Origin of the sequence: Parasphingorhabdus flavimaris (assembly GCF_013371215.1) — a bacterium.
Lineage (GTDB): Bacteria > Pseudomonadota > Alphaproteobacteria > Sphingomonadales > Sphingomonadaceae > Parasphingorhabdus > Parasphingorhabdus flavimaris.
On sequence record NZ_JABWMH010000002.1, the window covers coordinates 38,068 to 61,137 of the forward strand.

Annotated in this window: 21 protein-coding genes and 1 pseudogene; 6 read left to right on the plus strand and 16 right to left on the minus strand. The window is 58.3% G+C overall.

Annotated features, from left to right (window positions below; genetic code table 11):
* Position 1 precedes the first annotated feature (1 nt).
* From HUO14_RS16155 to HUO14_RS04905, 3 genes are all read right to left on the minus strand, one after another.
* Positions 2-517 (minus strand): transposase, encoded by a 516-nt coding sequence (locus HUO14_RS16155; RefSeq protein ID WP_206169920.1) that lies wholly within the window; start codon positions 515-517, stop codon positions 2-4.
* Positions 462-1,391, minus strand: coding sequence for an IS4/Tn5 family transposase DNA-binding protein (locus HUO14_RS04900; protein WP_206169919.1), 930 nt, complete (start codon positions 1,389-1,391; stop codon positions 462-464). The genes HUO14_RS16155 and HUO14_RS04900 overlap by 56 nt, the downstream gene beginning before the upstream one ends.
* Before the next feature lie 342 nt (positions 1,392-1,733).
* The gene (locus HUO14_RS04905; RefSeq protein WP_246255331.1) at positions 1,734-4,643 is read right to left on the minus strand and encodes a TonB-dependent receptor; all 2,910 of its coding nucleotides are present in this window, start codon (positions 4,641-4,643) and stop codon (positions 1,734-1,736) included.
* A gap of 527 nt (positions 4,644-5,170) precedes the next feature.
* On the opposite strand from HUO14_RS04905, the gene istA reads away from it, so the two are divergent.
* The 3 genes and pseudogenes from istA to HUO14_RS04920 form a co-directional block, all read left to right on the plus strand.
* Complete coding sequence (gene istA / locus HUO14_RS04910; RefSeq protein ID WP_176278812.1) at positions 5,171-6,658, plus strand: IS21 family transposase; 1,488 nt, start codon at positions 5,171-5,173, stop codon at positions 6,656-6,658.
* Positions 6,655-7,419, plus strand: a complete 765-nt coding sequence (istB, locus tag HUO14_RS04915) for an IS21-like element helper ATPase IstB (protein WP_100092247.1) — start codon at positions 6,655-6,657, stop codon at positions 7,417-7,419. The genes istA and istB overlap by 4 nt, the downstream gene beginning before the upstream one ends.
* 166 nt (positions 7,420-7,585) lie before the next feature.
* Positions 7,586-7,771: pseudogene (locus HUO14_RS04920) on the plus strand (IS3 family transposase); the annotation flags it as partial.
* 86 nt (positions 7,772-7,857) lie between these two features.
* Here the strand turns inward: HUO14_RS04920 and HUO14_RS04925 are convergent.
* The 10 genes from HUO14_RS04925 to HUO14_RS04970 all read right to left on the minus strand — a co-directional run bounded on the left by HUO14_RS04925 (position 7,858) and on the right by HUO14_RS04970 (position 18,895).
* Entirely contained in the window at positions 7,858-8,841 is a 984-nt protein-coding gene (locus HUO14_RS04925) for an alpha/beta fold hydrolase (RefSeq protein ID WP_100092246.1), read from the minus strand.
* Between the two features lie 29 nt (positions 8,842-8,870).
* Complete coding sequence (locus tag HUO14_RS04930) at positions 8,871-10,475, minus strand: flavin-containing monooxygenase (protein WP_100092245.1); 1,605 nt, start codon at positions 10,473-10,475, stop codon at positions 8,871-8,873.
* Entirely contained in the window at positions 10,472-12,085 is a 1,614-nt protein-coding gene (locus tag HUO14_RS04935; RefSeq protein WP_176278813.1) for an acyl-CoA synthetase, read from the minus strand. Before HUO14_RS04935 ends, HUO14_RS04930 begins: the two co-directional genes overlap by 4 nt.
* Before the next feature lie 62 nt (positions 12,086-12,147).
* Positions 12,148-13,239 (minus strand): acyl-CoA dehydrogenase family protein, encoded by a 1,092-nt coding sequence (locus tag HUO14_RS04940; RefSeq protein ID WP_100092243.1) that lies wholly within the window; start codon positions 13,237-13,239, stop codon positions 12,148-12,150.
* Positions 13,239-14,489, minus strand: coding sequence for an acyl-CoA dehydrogenase family protein (locus tag HUO14_RS04945; protein WP_100092242.1), 1,251 nt, complete (start codon positions 14,487-14,489; stop codon positions 13,239-13,241). Before HUO14_RS04945 ends, HUO14_RS04940 begins: the two co-directional genes overlap by 1 nt.
* Before the next feature lie 7 nt (positions 14,490-14,496).
* Positions 14,497-14,973 (minus strand): Zn-ribbon domain-containing OB-fold protein, encoded by a 477-nt coding sequence (locus HUO14_RS04950; RefSeq protein ID WP_100092241.1) that lies wholly within the window; start codon positions 14,971-14,973, stop codon positions 14,497-14,499.
* Positions 14,970-16,160, minus strand: coding sequence for a thiolase C-terminal domain-containing protein (locus HUO14_RS04955; protein WP_100092240.1), 1,191 nt, complete (start codon positions 16,158-16,160; stop codon positions 14,970-14,972). The genes HUO14_RS04950 and HUO14_RS04955 overlap by 4 nt, the downstream gene beginning before the upstream one ends.
* Positions 16,157-16,936, minus strand: coding sequence for a ubiquinone biosynthesis protein COQ4 (locus tag HUO14_RS04960; RefSeq protein ID WP_240616811.1), 780 nt, complete (start codon positions 16,934-16,936; stop codon positions 16,157-16,159). The genes HUO14_RS04955 and HUO14_RS04960 overlap by 4 nt, the downstream gene beginning before the upstream one ends.
* A gap of 20 nt (positions 16,937-16,956) precedes the next feature.
* Positions 16,957-18,099: an NAD(P)H-dependent flavin oxidoreductase gene (locus tag HUO14_RS04965; RefSeq protein WP_100092238.1), complete on the minus strand. Its 1,143-nt coding sequence runs from the start codon at positions 18,097-18,099 to the stop codon at positions 16,957-16,959.
* 55 nt (positions 18,100-18,154) lie between these two features.
* On the minus strand, positions 18,155-18,895 hold the full coding sequence (locus HUO14_RS04970) for a FadR/GntR family transcriptional regulator (RefSeq protein WP_100092237.1): 741 nt from the start codon (positions 18,893-18,895) through the stop codon (positions 18,155-18,157).
* A gap of 182 nt (positions 18,896-19,077) precedes the next feature.
* On the opposite strand from HUO14_RS04970, the gene HUO14_RS04975 reads away from it, so the two are divergent.
* From HUO14_RS04975 to HUO14_RS04985, 3 genes are all read left to right on the plus strand, one after another.
* On the plus strand, positions 19,078-20,340 hold the full coding sequence (locus tag HUO14_RS04975) for a cytochrome P450 (RefSeq protein ID WP_100092236.1): 1,263 nt from the start codon (positions 19,078-19,080) through the stop codon (positions 20,338-20,340).
* Positions 20,341-20,370: 30 nt separating this feature from the next.
* A complete protein-coding gene (locus tag HUO14_RS04980) occupies positions 20,371-20,697 on the plus strand; it encodes a 2Fe-2S iron-sulfur cluster-binding protein (protein WP_100092235.1) in 327 nt (108 codons plus the stop codon).
* 73 nt (positions 20,698-20,770) lie between these two features.
* The gene (locus HUO14_RS04985; protein ID WP_173203626.1) at positions 20,771-20,941 is read left to right on the plus strand and encodes a hypothetical protein; all 171 of its coding nucleotides are present in this window, start codon (positions 20,771-20,773) and stop codon (positions 20,939-20,941) included.
* Positions 20,942-21,490: 549 nt separating this feature from the next.
* On the opposite strand, the gene HUO14_RS16160 is transcribed toward HUO14_RS04985, so the two are convergent.
* From HUO14_RS16160 to HUO14_RS16260, 3 genes are all read right to left on the minus strand, one after another.
* A complete protein-coding gene (locus HUO14_RS16160; protein ID WP_206169918.1) occupies positions 21,491-21,823 on the minus strand; it encodes an NUDIX hydrolase in 333 nt (110 codons plus the stop codon).
* Between the two features lie 15 nt (positions 21,824-21,838).
* On the minus strand, positions 21,839-22,261 hold the full coding sequence (locus HUO14_RS16165; protein WP_206169917.1) for an NUDIX hydrolase: 423 nt from the start codon (positions 22,259-22,261) through the stop codon (positions 21,839-21,841).
* Between the two features lie 103 nt (positions 22,262-22,364).
* Entirely contained in the window at positions 22,365-23,069 is a 705-nt protein-coding gene (locus HUO14_RS16260; RefSeq protein WP_240616810.1) for an AarF/UbiB family protein, read from the minus strand.
* Position 23,070: the final 1 nt, after the last annotated feature.

Consider the following 23,070-nt stretch of genomic DNA (forward strand, 5'->3'; position numbering starts at 1 on the left):
ATTACCCACAAGTCTTACGGATGGCGTTGGCACCGATTTTGATGTCCATGAGGCGGGTCCATCCTCGCCAGATCACAATGTTACCTGGAGACGGGTCATTGGCGCGAGCGAGATAGCCGCCGAGCCGCGCGATTTCGTACAGGTAATCGGATATGGTTCTGAGCCTGGGCACCTTCTTTCTGGAAGCCACAAGATGATCGATCAGGACGATTTCGTCATCGGTCAGCGCGAGCCTGGGTGATGCGGAAGGCGCGGCGCGATTGATCATGGTCATCCAGAAGATGCGCCATGACAGGATGCAGAATATTGCGATCAGATTGACAAGTCGATCGGCAGTCCGGAGCCGTGCATCCTCAGCCCGACAGCCGGATTTTAGTATCTTGTGGAAAAGCTCGATCTTCCAGCGTTGGGCGTACCAGTCGAGCTTTTCAATCGCTTCGGCAGGCGTTGTTACCGGCAGATCAGTGATAAGCCTCCAATCGATAGGGGGCCCGCCCTTCAGGTGCTCTACACTCACGGGCATGCAGGATGGTAAGGTTGAGAGACGGATAGCGCTTTTGCTTGCCGATCGGTGGCAACACCTGGATCCGTCTATAGCGTAACTCAATGTCGGCATGATCGTCCTTGTCGATGACGACCCGTTGCATGCCCTGCACGGAAACCTCGCTCATTTCGTCGGCAATGGTGTGGTCACCGTCACCGGCCAGACGATCGACACAGGTGCGGACCAGAAAATGTGTGCCGAGTGCCTGCGCTTCGCAAAAGAATTCGTAAATGTCGTTCTCCCGGTCGCCGATGTGGACCAGTCGCTCGGACTCGCCCAGCATAGCGGTCGACTGACGCATGTTCTCGAGCCAGCGGTAGCTTTCCTTCTCCTCGTTCGGCACACGCGTAGGATTGATCCTTCGTTTCAGCGCGTTGGTGCCCTTGAATTTGGTGCGGGTCCAGAATTTCGCTGCTGTCAGACCCAGCGGCAATCCCTCGGTCGTGATCGCAAGGCTAGAATGCATGAGCAGGCCACAGACCGTATGAAGTCGCAGCCTGCCATTTTCATCGCGTCGGCTGGGTGCCAGGCCGATTGCACCGATTTTTTCCGGCGCGCGGCGTTGATAGGAGAATTCAGTGGTGTCCTGTAGAACGAGGATTGGCCCTTCAAGCGTTCCAACACGCGCTCGCGTTGCTTGAAAATGGCCGGCGAGGATTTCGCCTTCGTTCACTGAGCCGTTAGACAGGAAGCGGTAAGCTGCCTTGGTATTGGCCCAGTCCTGACAGGCCATCGGGATCGGTGCGCCAATCGCTCCTGCCATCTGCGCAAGCATCGTTCTAAGCCGCTCGCCCAGACGCTTGTCGCGAAATGCGCCGATATCAACTTCCCCATCGGCCCATCTCACTGCGTCGAAACCAGAATTCCCCCTTGTGCACCCCGTCAGCTATTTCAGGTGCCAGAGGATGAATCATACCCGATTCCACGTGAGCAAGGTCCGCGCGGCCAATGGAATCACACGTGCGACGACTTGTGGGTAATTGGAAGGTCCTTGCCACGCTTACAGCACGCCTCGCCCTTGGGAGTTAGTCTCCATGCACGGCTTTCCTGATCGCAAAATGGCTGCCAATTTCGAGATATATCTAAAATCCGGATCAGGTCGCGCTTTCGCCAAAAGGCATCTTAGATGATCAAAAAAAGCCCCGCCGGTTTCCCGGCAGGGCTTTCTTCATATCATGGTCGCTTCAGATCAGAACTTGAAGCCAGCTCCAATACCATAGCGGCGTGGCTCAAGTGAGAAGATATTCGTGTACAAGCCCGACGACTGATCGGTGACATATAGTCCGGTCTCCGAGTTGCTGTCGAAAATATTCTGGACAAATCCACGAACATACCAGCGGTCATCCGTACCGTTCAACTGAATCTGGGCGTTTGCTTGCGCATAACCTTTGATCCGGTTGACATTGCCGTTGAAGATACTGCCGAAACTTTCACCGGTATAAGCAAGGTCAACACGCGGGACCAGACTCATGCCATTGTCAAAGTTCATGGTATATTGCACGCCAGTGGAGAATTTCAGCTGAGGTGCCTGTGGCAACTGGTTCCCACGAATGTTCTTGGGAACACCGGCAGAGAAATACTCGATCCCGCCAAAGGCTGCCGGAACAACGCCTGCACCAGCAAAAGCTCCTTGGGCCGCTGCGTCCAGCACAGCGCAAATACCAAAGGCACCGGTTGAAGCAATGCCACCATCAGCAGGGAATGCCGTGGTTGGTTGCAGGCCTGCTCCAGGTGCAAGTCCCGGCACCAGACCGGCATTGATCGCACCATTTATCGTGTTGACAAAAGCATTTACACCAGCTGCATTTCCGGACGTGGAAGCCACCGCACAATTGGATGCATTGGTAATATCCTGGATGATGACCGCATCCGACCGGCCTCCGCCAAAATCGCGCGGATCGCTGTTAAACGTATCGCCCTTGACCTTGGTGTGCAGATAGCTGAAGCCCATGTTGATCATCCAGTCCGGATCAGGACGAATGACTGCCTCGACTTCCGCACCGTAAATATCGGCATCGATATTTTCGTTTACAGCGGTCCGAGCAACAATCTTGCTGAGCTGCAAACCCTTATATTTATAGTAGAATGCAGTCAGGTTGAGTTGCAGAGCCCCATCGCCAAATGTATTTTTCGATCCGATTTCAAACGCATCGACCTGCTCGGGCCGGAAGGATTCCGGAGCTGCGAAAATTGGCTGCAGTGGCGGATTTATACCACCTGACTTATAACCGCGAGAATAGGATGCATAGATCAGATTGTCGTCGGTGATTTTATAATCAAGCACCGCACGGCCAGTGATTTCATTGAACTTGACCTCCCGATTCTGGAAAAGTTGATTACCGGGTATACCTGGATCGGCATCCAAAGATCCGACGAATGGTGATTCAAACGCATCGGTTGTTTGACTATATGGCACAAGGAAGTCTGCCAGCGTTGTACGCGCTCTAACTTTTTTCTTGTCGTTGTTGTAACGCAGTCCACCCGTCAGTTTCAGCTTGTCGCTGATATCGAAATAGACTTCGCCGAACAGGCCATAGGATTTGACCGTCAGATCATCCGAATGGTTGCGATAATATGGCGTGCCGAGGAATGAAGGCGGCAAGCCATCGGCAAGCGAAATGAAGCTACCGAGCAAACCTGCCCCATAATCGAGCCCGAAGGCGTTCACATAATAGCTGTTCTCGGTCAGATGAGAGTCGGCATAAATACCGCCGACCAGGAAGTTGAACGGACCATCCAGATCGCTTGAGATGATCGCCTCGACGGACCAACTGCTGTTATCCAGATTCGACCGGTCAAATTGAAGCGGTGTTGCGTCGCAAATGCTGTTGCCCCCAAATACCCCGAGACCGGTGGTATCAGTATCTGAAGTACAAAGCACGCCGTTCGGTCCATCCGGAATGATCGCAGAAGCAAGAGGTGCAAAATAAGCTGCAGGAAGACCTGGGATCGCACCAGCTGCAGCTGCAGCAAGCGTGTTTAATCCAGTTGCATAAATATCCCTACGGCCAATATTGTTGTTATAGTCCTGCCGAGAATCCAGCTTGACCTTCTGGTAGGTACCGGAAAGTTGCGCGCTGATCGGCCCGAAGTCATGTTCGATCTTGCCCTGGAACGTCAACTCGCTGGCAAAATATTCCGGCGTGAAGGCCGTGTTGACCGTCCGCGGATCCGCGGGAACGGAAACACCTGCATATTGGTCTGGACCGTAAAGACTACCGAGAGCAAAAGCCGTTGGAATACCCTGAGTTGCAAGGAATTCGCGCGACGATAATGTAGCCGCAATAGTCGAGTTCGCGTTGAACGATTCTGCATTGCGAGAACTGTTCAGACAACCCAAAATACCTGTAGGGTCACGTTGACAATATTGCTTCTGAATCCGCATACGATTGTCATCTTCGCGGAAATATGAAGCATAAAGGTCAATCGTCGTATCCGCAGTTGGTTCGAAACGCAGCGAACCACGCACCGAATACATATCCCGGTCATCAAGATCAGGGCCGCCGTTAAGATTGGTGGTATAACCATCGCGTTTTACATAAACGCCGGCACCACGGAATGCGATATTGTCACCGATGGGAATGTTGACCATGCCCTTGACTTTGATCGCGTTATAATTGCCATATTCGGCATCGCCGGATGCCTTGAACTCTCCCATTTGTGGCTTGGCAGTGACAACATTGACCACACCCGCGGTCGCATTGCGTCCGAACAACGTGCCTTGCGGACCGCGCAGCACTTCGACGCGTTCGAGATCGAAAAATTCTGTTTCAAAAAGTCGCGTCGCGAAAAGAGGCGAATCGTTCAGGTGAATGGCGGTTGCCTGATCACACGACGCGCCGACACAAAGATCGCCGATCCCGCGAATTGTAAAACTGGAACTGACAAAATTGGTTTTGGTAAAGGTGATGTTCGGGAGCGTTAGCTGGAGATCGGAACTGTTCTCGATCTGTTGGGCTTCCAAGGCTGCCCCGGAAAATGCGGAAACCGCAATCGGTACATCCTGAGCACTTTGTGCCTGCCTCTGCGCGGTCACGATAATGACATTGCTATCAATGGTACCATCATCACGGTCCTGCGCCATGGCAGGTACGGACATTGTAGATATAGCTGTGGCGGCTAATAATAACGATTTACGCATTTCTCTCTCCCAAATCCCAACATTTTATCGGAGAGTGATATTTTTACGCACCCCCCCCCCCATTCCGTTATTACTTAACTAATCGCTCGATTAAGTCCAGGCTCAAATCGTGAAACATCTAGTTTTGCTCCATTTTAGCACGATACACAGGCAAATTGATGCAATTTTGCTACAAAAAAGCCCTGCCGATTTCTCGGCAGGGCCATATTTTGTAATTTTAATGTCTCACCTTTGAAGGAAACTCACCAGCTTATAGCTGGTAGAAGACTTCAGCCGTTATTGTTTGCTCAGCACTATCCTCCAGAAAATGACCGGCTCGCAGGCGAAGTCATTTTCTGGAGGATAGTGCTTATGCCATATTCACGCGTGAGAACGGCGGTGCAAAAGTCGGCCACGGTAGCGGCGGGATGAGCTTGCTGCGGGCGGTGTAAAAGTCGTCCACCTTTACCCTTTCTGGCGACAGGGAGGGCGGGAGGATTTTTACTGTGGATTTATATCGGAAGGTTCGGCTGGCCTGTGCTGAGGGCATGAGCCAGCGGGAGGCAGCGCGGCATTTCAACATCTCGCGCGACAGTGTAGCCAAGATGATGGCGTTCTCGGTTCCGCCGGGTTACCGGCGATCGGCACCGGTCAAGCGACCGAAGCTGGATGGCTTCACTGGGATTATCGACGGCTGGCTGGACGGCGATCTGGGGGTTCATCGCAAGCAGCGGCACACAGCGAAGCGGGTGTTCGACCGGCTCCGCGATGAACACGGGTTCACCGGCGGCTACACGATCGTGAAGGACTACATGCGGGAGCGCGAACGGCGCGGTCGCGAGATGTTCGTGCCGCTGGTCCATCGGCCCGGCCATGCCCAGGCCGATTTCGGCGAGGCGGTTGTCATCATTGGCGGTGTCGAGCAGAAGGCGCATTTCTTCGTCATGGACCTGCCGCACAGTGATGCCTGCTTTGTGCGGGCCTATCCGGCGGCAACGGCGGAAGCCTGGGTTGATGGCCACGTCCACGCCTTCGCGTTCTTCGGCAAGGTGCCGATATCGATCCTCTACGACAACGACCGCTGCCTGGTTGCGAAGATTCTTCCGAACGGAACGCGTAAGCGGGCCACGCTCTTCAGCGGGTTCCTGTCGCACTACCTGTTCCGCGATCGCTACGGCCGCCCCGGCAAGGGCAACGACAAGGGTAACGCGGAAGGGCTGGTCGGCTATTCCCGCCGCAACTTCATGGTACCGATCCCGCGGTTTGCGAGCTGGGAGGCGTTCAACGCCTATTTGGAGGAGCAGTGCCGCGAACGTCAGGCGGATGTCCTGCGGGGCCAGTCCGAGACGATCGGTCAACGCCTCGCGCGGGATCTGGCGGCGATGACCGGCCTTCCTGCGGCACCGTTCGATGCCTGTGACCAGGCAACCGGAAGGGTCAGTTCGCAGGCGCTGGTGCGCTACAAAACCAACGATTACTCGGTACCGGTCGCTTACGGCCACCGCGACGTCTGGATCAGGGGCTATGTCGACGAGGTGGTTATTGGCTGCAGCGGCGAAGTCATCACACGCCATCCCCGCTGCTACGACCGCGAGGACATGGTCTTCGATCCGCTGCATTACCTTCCGCTGATCGAGCGCAAGATCAACGCCCTGGACCAAGCAGCTCCCTTGGCTGAATGGAGCCTGCCGCCCGAGTTCGCAACACTGCGCCGCCTGATGGAGGCGCGGATGATCAAGGCCGGACGCCGCGAGTACGTGCAGGTTTTGCGCCTGCTCGAGACCTTCGACATCGACGATCTGCATGCCGCCGTGAAGAAGGCCCTGCAATTGGGGGCAATTGGCTTTGATGCCGTCAAGCACCTTGTTCTCTGCCATGTCGAGAAACGGCCGCCGAAGCTCGACCTCGATGTCTATCCCTACCTGCCGCGCGCCAATGTCGAGACCACATCGGCCGCCAGCTACATGGCCCTGATGACGGAGGCGGCGGAATGACCGACGCGCCGAAGATCCTGCTGGCCGATCATCTGAAGACGCTGAAGCTGCCGACATTCCTGCGCGAGTATGAAAAGCTCGCGCGCCAGTGCGCCGCCGAGGGGCTGGATCATGTCCAGTTCCTGGGACGTCTGGTCGAGCTGGAGCTGATCGATCGCGAGCGCAGAATGATCGAACGCCGTATCAAGGCCGCGAAATTCCCGGCCACCAAGAGCCTCGACAGCTTCGACTTCAAGGCGATCCCAAAGCTGAACAAGATGCAGGTGCTGGAACTGGCCCGCTGCGAATGGATCGACCGGCGCGAGAATGTCATCGCCCTTGGCCCGAGCGGCACAGGCAAGACCCATGTCGCCCTCGGACTTGGGCTGGCTGCCTGCCAGAAGGGCCTCTCGGTCAGCTTCACCACCGCCGCGACGCTGGTCAACGAGATGATGGAAGCCCGAGACGAGCGCCGTCTGCTCCGCCTGCAAAAGCAGCTGGCCGCGGTCAAGCTGCTCATCATCGACGAGTTGGGCTTTGTGCCATTGTCCAAGACCGGTGCAGAGCTCTTGTTCGAACTGATCTCGCAGCGCTATGAGCGCGGCTCCACGATGATAACCAGCAATTTGCCATTCGACGAATGGACCGAAACCTTCGGCACCGAACGTCTGACCGGAGCACTGCTCGATCGGCTGACCCACCACGTCAACATCCTCGAGATGAATGGCGACAGCTATCGACTCGGCCAAAGCCGTGCCCGGAAGGCAAAAGCCGCCACCTGATCCAGCCAATCCAGATTTGGCCCTGACGGGCCAAAGCGGCCAGTCAACCGCCAGCTATTTGGGGAGCGCGGCTGACTGGCCGCCGCCATTTTGCACCCATCACGCTCAACCAAAAACTGGTCTACTTTTGCGCCGCCATATGGCCTGATTTTACTCCGCCGTTGACAATTATGACAGCCATGCCCAGCTGACCGCGCATCTCAACGACTTCATTGACGCCTACAATTATGGTCGGCGGCTGAAGACCCTCAAGAGACTCACACCCTTCGAATACATCTGCAAAATGTGGACAACTGAACCAAACAGATTTACACTTAATCCAACTCATCAAATGCCTAGACTAAACACCTAGCTTCAAATCAAGGTATCAAAATTCATATTTGGTATTCTCGACCACCCAATTCATCGAAGATATGACAGGTCATTCTAACATTGCGGTTAGCGTTCGTGGGAGCTTTTCCAAAAAGAAAGAACGCTCCTGAGAGCTGCGACAAAGGCCAATGGCTGATCGAGCATCAGGTGGTGGCGGGCTTCCGGTATGGCTATTATCGGGATGTCGTTTCCACCCATCTCGCGGATGTAATCGGCAGAATCCTGTGAGAAGAGCAGACTGTTACCGCCGTGCACGATTGCTTTGCGGCCCGGCGCTTGCACCAGCCGCTTACCCATGTTCAGCCACTCCTCGGGCCTATTGCTCCGCCGGAAAACCTCTGGTGAGAATTTCCACGTCCAACTGCCTCTTTTATGCTTCAGCGAATGATACGCAATATAATCTAGCAGGAATGGCTCCTCGGCGGGCTGAGGCGGCGATAGGATGTAGCGCGCACGCGCTGCTTCATAGCTGGGATAGCGCTTGTTGGGCTTGTCCGGATTCCCTGATCCCGGGCTCGACCGATCGTTCTTCCAGTATTTTTCAAGCAATTCAGGGCGCATGATCATAAGGTCGCATACGACCACTCCAGCAAAGGCGTCGGGCGACTGGGTCACGGCTGTCAGCGCGGCACCCGAACCGAAGCTGTGCGCGATGATCGTTGGCTTTTGGCCATCCGCAAACATGTTCAGGGCCTCGGCAACCTCGGTGAATTCCCTCCCGCGGGCCGCCGTGTCAGCTGCCCCCCGCATTTCGCTGTCCCCCATACCCGCCAAATCGAATGCCACGACATCATATTCTTCCGCGAAGAACGGCGCAATAAAAGCGAAGCAGCGGGCATGGGCGAGGAAGCCATGTGTCATTAGCAATTTGGGCTTATCGGGGCTGCCCCAGCGGAGATAGTGCACCTTGGCACCGGAAATCTCTACATAAGCTTCTTCGCGCGGCACGTTCAGTGCTGCTATGAACCATTCGGGCAGGTGCGAACCGTCCCCGGCCCACAAGGAATCGATGTCAGTCGGAAGGTTGTTTACAGGGGTCATTTCATTCATTGCGCGAAAGGTTCCTTGTTGGTGAGTTTTTAGGTGGCGAATCCGCGATAGGCATTTTGCGCTACGTCGTCGCATACGGCGGCATAGCCAACCACGCTTGGGAAATTGATAAGCTGGCGCTTCTTGCTCGGGATGTTTGCGCCCATGTACCAGGAGTCCGCTTCGGGAAAGAGTGTCATCGCGCCAGCTTGGGCGACTATTTCGGTCCAGGTCGTCTCGGCCTGCGGTTCGGCATCGAAGAGCTTGATCCCGCCTTGCCTCAGCCATATCAGAAAGTCGCAAATCCAGTCGCCTTGTATCTCAGCGCTCGTTGGGCCGTTCGCAAAACCTGATGGGCTCAGGGGACCGTAAGAAAACAGCATATTGGGAAAGCCCGTCACGGACATGCCCAGATAGGCGCGCAAGCCATCGTTCCAGGCCTGTGCCAAACCGAGCCCGCCCAGCCCGGTTATATTCATGTCGATCAGTCCGCCGCGTCCGGCATCGAAGCCTGTTGCAAAGACGATCAGATCGCAGTCAAACGCCCCATCCTGAGTTTCGATACGGTCCGCGCTGATCCGGACGATCGGCGTTTCCTTCAGATCGACGAGCGCGACATTTTCCTGCGCAAAAATCTCGTAATAATTCTGTTCCAGCGATGGCCGCTTGGTGCCGAAGGGGTGGGGCGGCTCGGCAGGAGCAAGTTTTTCCGCAAGCGCCGGATCGACGATCCGCTCCCGGACTTTGTCGCGCCAGAAATCATAAGCGTAGCGGTTTGCTTCGCGGTTGGTGAGCATATCCGCAAAATTGTGATACCAAAATTTTAGACCGCCGCGCTGCCAGAGATGCTCGAAATGTGCGGTGCGCTCCTCATCGCTAACCTCAAGTGCCGATTTTTCCAGCGACTGGTATTCAAAACCCCCGCTGGTCTGCTTGCGTTGTTCGAAAATGGCCGGATACCCCTGCTTTTCGCACACCTGCCCTTCCTCGGTCATTGTCTCCTGGCGCATGGGAAGGGCCAGGATCGGCGTCCTCTGAAACAGTGTCAGCCGGTCTGCTGATTTTGCTGCCTCCTGTGCCACCTGCACACCGCTGGCGCCGGTGCCGATCAGGCAAATCTTGCGGCCTGCCAGATCAATGCCTTCCTGAGGCCAGCGCGCGGTGTGGCACCATTCGCCAGCGAAGGTGTCGAGGCCGGGAATGTCGGGGACATAAGGCTTCGACGCGAAGCCGAGAGCCGGCAGGAGAAACCGCGCTGTCACCGTGTCCCCACCGTCCAGATGCAGGCGCCAGAGCGATGCCTTTTCGGCGAAGCGCGCGCTTTCGACCCTCGTGCCCAAACGCATGTGCGGCCACAGATCGAGGGTATCGCAGACATGACGAAAATAGGTGCGCAGCTCTTCCCATCCGGGAAAGCGCTCGGTCCAAGACCATGTCTGCCATATATCTGGGAGTGAGAATTCGTAAAGCGGAACCTGCGAATCGACCCGCGCGCCCGGATAGCGGTTCCAGTACCAGATGCCGCCGGGCTGGGCGGCAGCATCGACCAGCAGGATATTGAACCCGGCCTCGCGCAGTTTGTGAAGCAGGTAGATGCCGCTGAAACCGGCACCGACGATCACCGCGTCATAGTCTGGCGTGGTCTTGCCGCTCACGCTGCCGCCCTGCTGCCTTCCGCAATTTTCTTTGCCGCTGCGTAATCCGCCTTTCCGTTCGAGGCGCGCAGAGGCGTGTCGGTAGGATGGATCGCCTTGGGCGTTTTATATCCCGCCAGCTGCTGGCGGACGTGATCCTTTACAGCTTGCTCATCAAATTCAGCCTGCTTGTCGAGATGAACCACGGCGGTTACCGCTTGACCCCATTTTTCGTCCGGCACGCCGACCACCAGCGCATCGGCGATGGCGGGGTGGGTCTTCAGCACTTCTTCGACTTCTTCGGGATAGACCTTTTCACCAGCGGTGTTGATGCACACGCTGCCCCGGCCGAGCAGGGTCAGGCTGCCATCGGTCTCCACGTGGCACCAGTCGCCCGGTATCGAGTAACGCACACCGTCGATTGTCTTGAAAGTCTTGGCCGACTTTTCGGGGTCCTTGTAATAGCCGACCGGGATCGCACCCTTGCGCGCGATAAAGCCGGGCACGCCGCTGCCCGGTTCGACCGTCTGGTCGTTCTCGTCGAACACGTCGCAGAACTCGCCGATGCCGAATTTGGCGGTGTTGGTGCCGCCTTGCGCGGTGGTGACCGAAAGGCCGTAGCCGAGGCCTTCGGAAGCGCCGAAACTGTCCATCAGGATGACTTGAGAAATGTGCTTGCAAAGACCGGCCTTGACCTCCTTGCTCCACATCACGCCGGACGAGATGATCGACACGAGGCTGCTGGTATCCCAGCGGCCGGGATGTTCGTCGAGGGCGCGAAGCATCGGCTTGGCGAAAGCGTCACCCACGATTGCGATACTCTCGACCTTGTGTTTCTCGACCGTCTCCCACAACTCTTCGGCATCGAATGACGGGTCGGAGAGTGTAACGATTGCACCGCCCGACATCAGCGCGCCGATCCCGGTGATAAAGCCTGTGCCGTGCATCAGCGGGCAGGAGGGGAGGGTGCGGCGTCCCGGCCCCTGGCTCTTGATCAGCGCGACGTTTTCTTCGTGCGACTGCGGCACCGGGCCGAGCAGCTTTTGCGCGTCGAGCTGCGCCTTGCGCATGTCGTCGTGCCGCCACATCACGCCCTTGGGCATGCCGGTGGTGCCGCCGGTATAGATGAACAGCAGATCGCCTGGTGAGCGCTCGATGCCTAGAGGCGAACCGTCTCCCTGCGTCGTGAGATGTTCATAGGGAACGGCGAAAGGGGCGATTTCCGACGCATCACCGATCTCGACGAAAGTGTGGACCTTCTCAAGCCGGTCCTTCAGCTCAAGGATATAGTCGCGAAATTCGGAGCTGTAGACGATCACCTCGCTGTCGGAATCGTCGAAGATGTAGAATACTTCTTCGGGCACGTAGCGATAATTGATGTTCACATGCGTGAGCCGACCCTTGAAGCAGGCCGCCATCAGCTCGCCGTATTCGGGACGGTTTCGCATGTAGAACGCCACCTTCGCTCCGTCGACGGCACCGCGTTCCCGCAGGTTGCGCGCGAGATTGTTCGAACGGACTGACATTTCCGGCCATGTGATGATCCGGTCGCCATGGATCAGCGCGGGCGCATCCTTCGGCATGGCCGGTTCGATAGCATCAAGAATGTCGCCAAGGTTCCAGTCGATCACGTTTCCATCTCATCTCTTGGCGGGGCGCCGCTTGTCTCGCGGCGTCCCCGCAGCTACTTAAATCACGCTGCCCGGGTCCACCCCTGCCGCGCTGCTGCTTCGGCTCTCACCGCTTCGGGGCCGCCAAGAACCTGGCGATCGAAACCGATCCGCTTGAACCAATAATGGAGCCCAAGCAGGTCGGTGAAGCCCATCCCGCCATGCACTTCGGTGGAAGTGCGCGCGACGAAGCGATACACCTCGCCGGTATGCGATTTCGCATGGCACGCGGCGAGCGTGGCTTCATCCGACGCCGCGTCGAAAGCATGCGCTGCGTACCAAATCAGGGAGCGGCATGGTTCGTGACGGGCTGCCATTTCCGCGCACATATGCTTGACCGCCTGAAAGCTGCCAATGATCCGCCCGAATTGTTCGCGCTGTCCGGCATAATCGACCGCCTTCTCAATCATGGCCTGACCCGCGCCGAGGCTGTCAGCGGCCAGGATCACCCGGCCCGCATCGCGCAGCCGTGCCGCAGTCGCTCCGCCATCGTTGGCCAGTGGTTCGGCCGCAACGGTCTCGAACCGCATTTCCCCTACGCTGCGGGTGCGGTCGATCGTCGTCAGCGGGATTTTCTCCAGCCCCGGTGCATCGGCGGGGACGAAGTGCATCCGCCCCGCGGTATCGGCCACCAGGAAGGCCTCGGCGCCGGTGAAATCGAGTGCGAACAGCGCCGTGCCGTCCAGCTTGCCGCTGTTGCAGGTTACGCCCGCCCCGTCGCGCGCCTCAATAGTCTCGGCAATGGCAACGGCGATCTGCGCTTTGCCGCTGGCGATCTGAGGCAACCACTCAGCCTGCTGCTGCTCGTTGCCGGCTTGCGCCAGCGCGATGGGTGCAAGCACATGGCTGGCGAGAAACGGCACCGGAGCGACCGCATAGGCAAGCTGTTCGGCCACAATAGCTGCATCTAGCAAGGTCATACCGAGGCCGCCATGCTGTTCGGGAACCATCATTCCTGTGATGCCCAGTTCGCTCAGTGCAGACTGCACCTTTTCGCTGTAAGAAGCTTCGCCTTCGGCGCACTCACGCACATGGTCGAGCGGGCAGGTGTCGGCGAGGCATCGCGCGACTGTATCGCGCAGCATCTGCTGGTCTTGCGACAGTCCGAAATCCATCAGGCGGCTCCCTGTTTCTGGCGGGCCGCGACGGCGGCGCCCTGTTCGGCCGGCGCAGGTTTGGCCAGCTTAGGTTCGCGCGGCATATCGAGACCGCGTTCGGCGATGATGTTCTTCTGGATCTGCGCGGTACCTCCACCGATGATAAGGCCCAGCTGGAACATGTAGTTCCACTGCCACGCGCCTCCTTCGCGCTCGCGATTGCTACCGTGATAAAGGATGCCGATCTCGCCCATGGCGTCGATCGCCAGAGCCGATATCTGATGCGCCAGTTCGCAGCTTTGCAGCTTGACAATCAGCTTGGCCATGCCGCCGGGTTCGCCCTTCAGATTGTCCGAAAGGATACGCATTCCGTTGTATTTCATCGCTGCAACTTCGGCCTGAAGCGCCGCCAACCGGTCGCGCAGCACGGCATTGTCGATCGCGCGGCCTTGGCCGACACGTTCTTTCTGCATTAGCTTGACCAGTGCCTGAAATCGGTTTTCCAGCGCATCGGGATCGCCCAGCATGCCGCGTTCGTGACCCAGTGTCGCATTGGCGACGAACCAGCCTTGACCACGCTGGCCGACGATCTGGTCCATCGGCACCCGCACGTCGGTGAAGAACGTCTCGTTAAATTCGGCGTGACCGGTCATGGTCTTGAGCGGACGCACCTCAATCCCCGGCGTATCCATCGAGAATATCAGATAGGAAATGCCGCCGTGCTTGGGCGCGTCAGGTTCGGTCCTGACCAGGCAGAAGATCATGTCCGCCTGCTTGGCCGTGCTGGTCCAGATCTTCTGGCCGTTGATCACGAATTCGCCGTTTTCGATCCGCGCGCTGGTTTTCAGGCTGGCAAGGTCCGATCCCGCGCCGGGCTCGGAATAGCCCTGGCACCATACGACCTCGCCTTTCAGCGTCGGCTCGACCCACTGGCGTTTCTGTGCCTCAGTTCCCAGTTCCAGCAGTGTAGGGACCAGCATCGATATGCCTTGGTTGGCAAGTCCGCCGGGAATGCCGGCGCGCGCGAATTCCTCGGCGATGATTCGCGATTTGAGAATGTCGGGCTCGGCCCCGTAACCCCCGTATTCCGTGGGGATCGTGCGCGCGGTATAGCCATGTTCGATCAGCAGCTTTTGCCACTCGACCGCCTCGGGACAGGGGCGGGCGGCCCGGCCCTGCTCGGCTGGCGCACGATTCCCGTACGTCTTTAAGAATTGTCGCACTTCCTCGCAGAAAGCGTCATATTCGGGTCCATATTCGAGATCCATTTCGTGCTTATCCTTCGTGGGGTAGGTTCGTATCGGGGCGGAAAACCGGCAGGCGGAAATCCGCGCCGATCAGTTCGAAATCGAGCGTTACCGGAAGGTCCAGCTCTAGCTTGTCGCGGTCGCAATCGATCAGACGCGTGGCCATGCGGACGCCTTCTTCCAGTTCCACCACCGCCGAGACGAACGGAATGTCAGCGGCAAAGGCAGGGTGCAGAGCCTGATGTGTGACCGTCCAGGAAAACAGCGTACCTTTTCCGCTGCTTTGCTCCCAAGAAAAGTCGGGCGAGCCGCATTTTGCGCACATGTAGCGCGGCAGGTGGCGGAAGGTGCCACATTCGCCGCAGCGCTGGAAATAGAGATTGCCGTCCTGGCAACGGTTCCAGAATTCCTGTTCCACCGGATCCTGCGGGCGCGGTTGCGGCTTTGGCGGCGCCTTCTGCGCCGAGGCACGCATTTTGGGCGGAAGATTCTTCTCGTCGCTCATGCAAACCTCCTCAGGATAGCGATACTGCCATCGCCCAAGTCGCCCCAGCCGGTGACCAGCCCGGTCTGCGCGCCTTCGACCTGGCGTTCGCCGCAATCGTGGCGCAGTTGACGCACCGCCTCGACCACGTGGTTGAGGCCCCAGACATGCGCTTCGCTCAGCAGGCCGCCATGGGTGTTGACCGGATAGCGCCCGCCCAGCTCGATCTGCCCGTCGGCGACAAATTCACCCTGTCCGCCCGGTTCGCAATAACCCAGCGCTTCGAGCTGTAGCAGGACGACATAAGTAAAGCAGTCGTAGATCTGCAGGAAATCCATGTCCTCGCGGCGAACGCCCGCCATGTCGAAGGCGCGCGGGGCGGCATAGCTGAGGCCGATTTTGAACGGATCGGGCCGGGAAGGAATGTCGTCGGCCGGATAGGGATGTCCCTCGGCTGCGCCCGCAATGCTGACGGGGACATGCGGCATGTCTTTTGCCCGGTCCATCCGCGAGACGACGACCGCGCAGGCTCCGTCGGTTTCCAGGCAGCAATCGTAAAGGCGGAAAGGTTCGGAAATCAACCGCGCCGAGTGATAGGTTTCCGCGTCCAGCTCGCGCCCATAGGTAAAGGCCTGCGGATTCATCTGCGCATGGCGGCGGCAGGCCAGCGCGACGGCCGCCATTGCGTCAGGCCCGACGCCGTAAAGCTTTGAATGGCGGGTCGCGAGCCAGGCATACATTTGCACCGGCAAAAACACGCCATAGGGACTGTAATAGCCTTTGACCGTGTTGGTCAGCGTGTTCATGTTCATCGGCCGCGTCGGCGGCGCACCTGGCTTGGGCCTGAGCGCCGAATATCCGTTCCAGCCCAGCGTTATGAGCACATGGTCGCACAGGCCGCTGGCGATCGCCATTGCCGCGTTTTGCAGCGCCGTAGTCGGGCTGGCCCCGCCCATATGCACTGTGGCGGCATAGCGCAGCACATCGATACCCAGATTGGCGGCCATTTCCTCTGACGTCGTATAGATCGGCGGCGGCACCATGCCATCGATATCGGAAGGTTTCAGCCCGGCATCCGCGATGGCGCGGCGCGATGCTTCCAGCATCATGTCCACTGCGGTGCGTTCGGTGCCTTTGACGAAAGCGGTTTCGCCAACGCCAGTGATAGCGGACCTGTCGCTGAAGCTTAGGGCGGCGGGACCGTTCATGCCTGCAGCTCGCCTTGCCGGCGCGCCTGAAACTCACGCTCCAGTCGCTGTGAAAGATCACGCACGCCTACATATACTGCCGGGGGCTGGAGGTTCAGATCGCGGCGCACTTCCTCAAGCGGGTGATCGAGGTACCTTTCCCAATAGAAAGTGGTCAGGTCCGCTGCCTTGCGACCCAGTCGCCACGCCTCAAACGCGGCGCGCGCGACGGGGAGCTGCCATTGCTCCGCCAGCAGTTTGGGAATACCGACCGCAACGATGAAGGTGATGCCGTGATTGTAGAATTGTGCATTGCCAAAAGAGAGTACGCACAATTCGCCCAATGCATCGCGGCCATAACCGGTCACCACATGGAACAGATCGTGCGAATCGCGCAGACGTTGGCGATAGAGCGTGACCGCAGGATCGCTGAATTCTGCCATGCCGCTTGCCTCGCTCGCCTCGGCCAAGCCCTGAGCGGTCAGTCCCTCGCCATAGACGAAATCGAGATAAGCGCGGCCAAGCGTCCCCGGCGCGCAGCGCGCCAGACGCTCCCGGTCGCTGAGCGTGCCGAGCAAATCGGCCCGTTCCGTCAGGATCGTCTGCCCTTGCGGCGAGGCGGCGAAGCGGCGGAAGTTGCGGTAGTAGGAATTGCCCGATAGCGCCTGGACGATGCGAAATACCTGCGAAGTGTCTTCCTTGTCCGCTATCAGCCGGCGCATTGCCGAAAAGGCTTCTCCAGGGCGAATGCCGCGGCGCAATTCGTGCCCTTGCGGCAAGTTTGGTACTTCGTTCATGACAATACCTCCGTCGCGGTTCACGAGTAGGACTTGGCGGATGAAAGCGCCTCTTCGGCCCCCGTGACGAGATCCTGCATGACCTCGGAGGCGGGACGGATCGCGTCGATCAGTCCGATCCCCTGACCTGCGAAACCGGGAATAACGTCTTTTCGCTCCGCCTTGATGCCGGAGGCCATTACCGGCCCGGAAATCATCGATTGGTACGGCATGGGGAGGGGCTCTTTGCCCGCCTCAACCCATGCATCGGCCCATCTGTTGCGAATCATGCGCGCAGGCTTGCCGGTAAGAGAGCGGCTGACCACCGTGTCGTCCTCGCCGCTTTCGGTGATCGCTTCTTTCTGGAAGTGTTCGATACCCGCTTCCTCGGTCGCGAGGAACGCCGTTCCGATCCATGCGCCCTCGGCGCCCAGCATCATCGCGGCAGCAACGCCGCGGCCATCCGAAATGCCGCCGGCACCGATGACGGGAACGCGATCGCCTACCGCATCGACCACTTGCGGGATGAGCGAGATGGTGCCGATCGGCGAATTGTGACCGCCACCATCGTGACCCTGCGCCACAATCATGTCGATGCCCGAACCGACCACTTGCTCGGCATGTTTAACCTTGCCGATCACCGCCATGACCTTGGTGCCATTGGCATGCAGGCGGTCCATCCACGGTTCGGGATTGCCAAGACCCGCAGCATAGACGGACACTTTTTCCTCGATCACCACTTCCATCTGCGCTTCAAAGAACTCCTTCGAGAAGAGCTGAGGCCCGCCTTTCCCCATTTCGGGGGCGCCAGCCGCCCGCATGGCCGCCTCAGTATCAACTTGAGGAAGGCCTTCGCGGTCCATGAAATCGCGGGTGAACTGCTGGTATTCGCCCAGCAGTTCCATCGGATTTTCGGGTGCGCCACCGCTCTGCGGTGCGGATCCGCGCGTGACCGAGGCGGGCAGCAGCGTATCGACGCCGAAGGGCTTGTCGGTCAGCTCGCGGGTCTGACGAATCCAGTCGCGCAGCTGTTCAGGCGAACACGCCGCCGCACCCAGCACGCCCAACCCGCCCGCATTCGATACTGCCGCGGCCAGTGCCGGAACGCTTGCACCGCCCATGCCGGCCAGCAGGATCGGATATTCGATTCCCAGCATTTCACAAATTCGGCTTCTCAGTGCCATTTTCTCTTCCTCTCCGCATGGATGCCTTTTGGCACGCTTCAATTGGTTACAACTGCTAAATTTGCCCCCATTTGACCCGTTGGGACACCAGTTCCGGGCTGCGTTCCGCAAGATAGGATGCCGAGCCCGAGACGAGGCGGCTCATCGCCTGCCGCGCAGCTGCCTGGTCGCCAGTGCGCACCGATTCGAGAACGCTGCGCAAAAATCGTAGTTGGACCGCTCGCTCTTGTGCCGAATACCCCAGCGAGTTCGAGAATTCGCGGGTCAGCAAATGCATCGTCGAGGTTAGCAAGCCAAAGAGCGGATTGCCGCTTGCCCAGCCAAGCAGGTCGTGAAAACGGCGGTTCAGTTCCTCGAAATTATTGTCGGCTTCATTGCGCTCCAGTTCTTTGAAGCAATCGGCAAGTGCACTCAGGTCGCCCGTGGTCGCGCGCAGCGCGGCATAGGCAGCGACATCGGGCGCAATCGCCTCGCGCAGTTCCAGCAATCCGCGCAGGTCCGCTTCCATGAAATGCAGGATCAGCGACAGGCTATTGGCGAAATCACCAGTCTGCGGGCGTGCCACCACCGGCCCGCCTCCGCGCCCCAGTTGCAGGTGGATCACGCCCTGGAGTTCCAGGAAGCGCAAGGCTTCGCGCAAGGTCGCACGGGCAACCTCGTAGCGCGCCAGCATCTCGTCCTCGTGCGGCAGCCGGTCCCCAGGAGAATGCGCCCCCGCCTCGATGTCGCGCACGATGTTCTGGGCGAGCGATAAGGCGCGCTTGGTTTTCTTCACTGTTTCGACCTGCGGCTGCATCGTTGCCCCTTGGCTAAAGTCGTATAACATTTAAAAGCGTTCAATGCCCGCTGTCAATGGCCTTGAAACGATAGGGTGGGGTAAAAAGTAGAAAATATTATAAGCTTTCTTGACAAGAATCGGCTAGACCATTATTTTTGTAAGATTAGGGCAGGATTGCTTGCGGGAGAGGAAGACAGGATATGAATACCCAGATCATGGAAATGGATACTGCAGACAAGATCGCCGCGATTCCGATTGAAGAGATCGACGTTGCCCGGCCAAGCCTGTTCCAGAACGATACCATCGGATTGTTCTTTGATCGGCTGCGCAAGGAAGATCCGGTTCATTACTGCCGCGACAGCTATGTCGGCCCTTATTGGTCGATCACCAAGTTCGACGACATCATGGCGGTCGATACCAACCACAAGGTGTTCTCGTCCGAGGCGAAGCTTGGCGGTATCGCGATTCAGGACATGCATTCGGTTGAGGGTGCGCTTGACCTGGAAATGTTCATTGCCATGGATCCACCCAAGCACGATCAGCAGCGAAAGGCTGTGACGCCCTCGGTCGCGCCGTCCAACTTGCAGCAGCTGGAACCGATCATTCGCCAACGTGCCGCCAAGATTCTCGACGACCTGCCGGTCGGTGAGGAGATTGACTGGGTCGACAAGGTTTCGATCGAATTGACCACTATGACGCTCGCGACGCTGTTCGACTTTCCCTGGGAAGAACGGCGCAAGCTCACCCGCTGGTCGGACATCACAACGGCTGCGCCGGAAACTGGCATCGTCGAATCCTACGAGGCGAGGCGCGAAGAGCTCATCGAGTGCGCAATGTATTTCAAGGGGCTGTGGGAACAGCGCATCAATGAGGAGCCAAAGAACGACCTGATCTCCATTATGGCGCACTCCCCGGCGACAAGGGACATGCCCTTCCTGGAATTTCTGGGTAACCTTCTGCTGCTCATCGTGGGCGGCAACGACACGACCCGCAATTCGATCAGCGGAGGCGTGCTGGCTCTTAATGAGAACCCCGATCAATATCGCAGGCTGTCGGACGACCCTTCGCTCATTGGCAGCATGGTGCCGGAAATCATCCGGTGGCAGACGCCGCTGACCCATATGCGCCGCACTGCGCTCCAGGATTGGGAGATCGGCGGCAAACAGATTAAAAAGGGCGACAAGGTCGTGATGTGGTATCTCTCCGGCAACCGCGACGGCAGCGTCATCGACCGAGCGGACGAATTCATTATCGACCGCAAAAATCCGCGCCATCACCTCTCTTTTGGCTATGGAATTCATCGCTGCATGGGCAGCCGCCTCGCCGAACTGCAACTGCGTATCATCTGGGAAGAGATTCACAAGCGTTTCTCAAGGGTCGAAGTGACCGGCGAGCCTGAGCGCCTGTTTTCAAATCTGGTGCGGGGAATCACCAATCTGCCGGTGCGTTTGCATGCCCGCTGATTGTCCGAACCAAATATTGCGGAGATAGAAATGGTAAAGGTAACGTTCGTCGCGAGCGACGGAGAGCGCCGGGAAGTCGAGATCGACAAAGGCGAAACCGCGCGCGAAGCGGCATTGTTCAACGACGTGCCGGGTATCGACGGCGATTGCGGAGGCGTTTGCGCCTGCGCGACCTGTCACGTTCATGTCGACCCCGAATGGATCGACAAGGTCGGTCGGCTGCAGGAAGACGGGATGGAAGCCGAACTGCTGCAGTTCGCCGAAGGCACTACAGAATACAGCCGCCTCGCGTGCCAGATTCCGATGAAGCCGATGCTGGACGGCCTAGTGCTTCACGTGCCCGAACAGCAATATTGATCCATCGAGATAGATCTCGCAATCCTCGCCCAATCGATGGAGAAGCAACCCTGATCCTCAGATGGAGACCATGATGGCGACCCAGCTGAAAGAGAACACCCACGCGGACGACGACGCGTTTCGCACAGAAGTACACGAATTCCTTAGCGAAAAATTCCCGCAAGAACTCAAGAGCAAGGTCAACCTTGCTAGCAGGCCTGAAAATTCCGACAAACGAAACGCCTCTTCATACAAAATGGCGTGAGTCATATTGGTGCTCGGGGCTGGGCACGCCCACTGGACCCAAGGCATATGGAGGCAGTGGCAGGCTGCTGCCGAGATGCTCGATTTGGCGCAGGCATTGTTCGACAGCACGCTTGACTACCTGAAGCAGCACGTGCGGTTCAACCAGATGCTCGCTTCTTAGCGCTTCAATACCGCGCTGAGCTTTCGCCTGCCGCTAGCTGCGCGAGGAAGGCTAGCTAAGCGGCATGTGGGCACGCAACTCTCGCGCCCACGATCCGAGCGGTCGTCTCATCCGCCCGATCATTTTTCGCAGGTGCTGAGACTGTCCGTCGAACAGCACAGTGGAGGTTTAAATGCATTCGGGCCTACTTCTTTCGTAAGCGAGTTCGGCACCGACTTGCTGCCAACCTCTGCCTTCCTCTCAGCAGGTTGATTCTTCCCCCGTCAATTCTGTCCGCCCCCGAGTCCAATCAGAACAGCCCGGGCTGGACGGCCTGCGAATAGGCGGAACTGTTTGCCCTTCATTCGAACACCCATTCGTTCAGGAGCTATCGGGAATGCAATCTCGTCAACCTACTACTTCACTGGCTGCCCCATAACCCGCACTCTCGGGAATGGTGAGAATGTTCTTCCCGTCACGCTGAACGATTTTCGGGAGGACTGGCGCGATCAAGCGCGCTTCGGCACGTTCGACGCAGTCCTGCGCACTGCTGGCCTGGGCCAGCAGTTCCAGGTTCAGCCTGGTGGGAAAGATAATCGTCCGCTCCCCGGCTTCGCCCATAGCCAGTGCGCCGCCAGGTGATAACCATTCGGCATCCACGGTTTCGTAGCCATCGCACGCCGCGATCTGGCGTTCGGGAGCGCGGGCGACGTAGAACCAAGTGTCGAAGCGCTTGTTCATGAAGGTGGGTGTGATTCACCGAGCGAAATCGCTAAGCCTGTCCAGCCGCAATTGCACATCGGCCTCACGAACCACGTCGAGGAACGCGAGTTCGCCTTGTTCGACCGCCTTGCGGCTTGCCGGGTCGCAGGAACCCTCGAAAGCGCTGCCATCGCTTTTATCGGCCAGCAGGATGCCCGCTTCCTCATAGGCTTCGCGAACTGCGGCGATCCGCAGGGTCCGCTGTGTCGGTTCAAGTGTGTCCCAGCCGGCGCAATGGTCGGCCCATTGCGCAGCATCATCACCCGTAGCTGGTTTCCCACCCGGAAAGACCAGCGCGCCGGAGGCAAAGTCGATCTGGTGGTGCCGCTTTACCATCAGCACTTGGAATTCCGGCTCGTCGCGCAGCAACAACATGGTGGCTGCGGGGACGGGATCGACGGGTTGCGGGCTGGTCATATTTCTCTCTCCGGTTTGATCTTCGCTTATTTGTGTTGGCTTTAAGACATGGGCAGTCGGCTGGTTCAATTCCATTTCCGGACCAATGCGATCAGTGCGAGCGCTAGGGTGATCCCTGCCAGCACCCACGACTGGTCGGGTCGATGGTCACGGGAATCGAGCCAGATCGGGCGATAATGGTGGCATTGCCGATTAGGTCTGGCAGGGAAGCCGAAAGACCGAACAGTCGGCGGCGCAGCTTGGTGAGCTGGCTGCGGGTCGCACCGAACGAGAACCGTTCCGACAGCAGTTCAATAAGGATGGGTCTGGTCTCTTCGGCAATGTTGTAGTCTGGCGCGAACGCGAGGACAGGGCCTTCGGTCGTCAGCAGTGTGCGCAGCAGGATGGCAAGATCGGGCGGCAGGACGAGGCTGTATTCGCGCAGAAGGCCGAAAACCCGGTCGAAAAGCGCCGATAATTCGATCCCCGACAGCACCGTGCCGCGAAATTCTTCGATGATATGGTCCAGATCGAGGGCGAGCTGGTCGCGATCCACCGCCGGATTGCCGGCCCAGTCGAGCAGCAGATCGGCAACGTCCTCCGCCTGTTCGTCGGCGATTGCGAGGATCAGACGGACGATTTCCTGCCGACTCGCTCCGCTGAGAAAACCGACCGCGCCGAAATCGATGAAGCCAACCTGGTCAGCATCCATCCGGAAAATATTACCGGGATGGGGGTCGCCATGGAATTTGCCATTGAGGATCATCATCCGCAGCACAGCATCGGCATAGCGTTTGGCAAATACGATGTTTCGCGCCTTCTCCGCCACA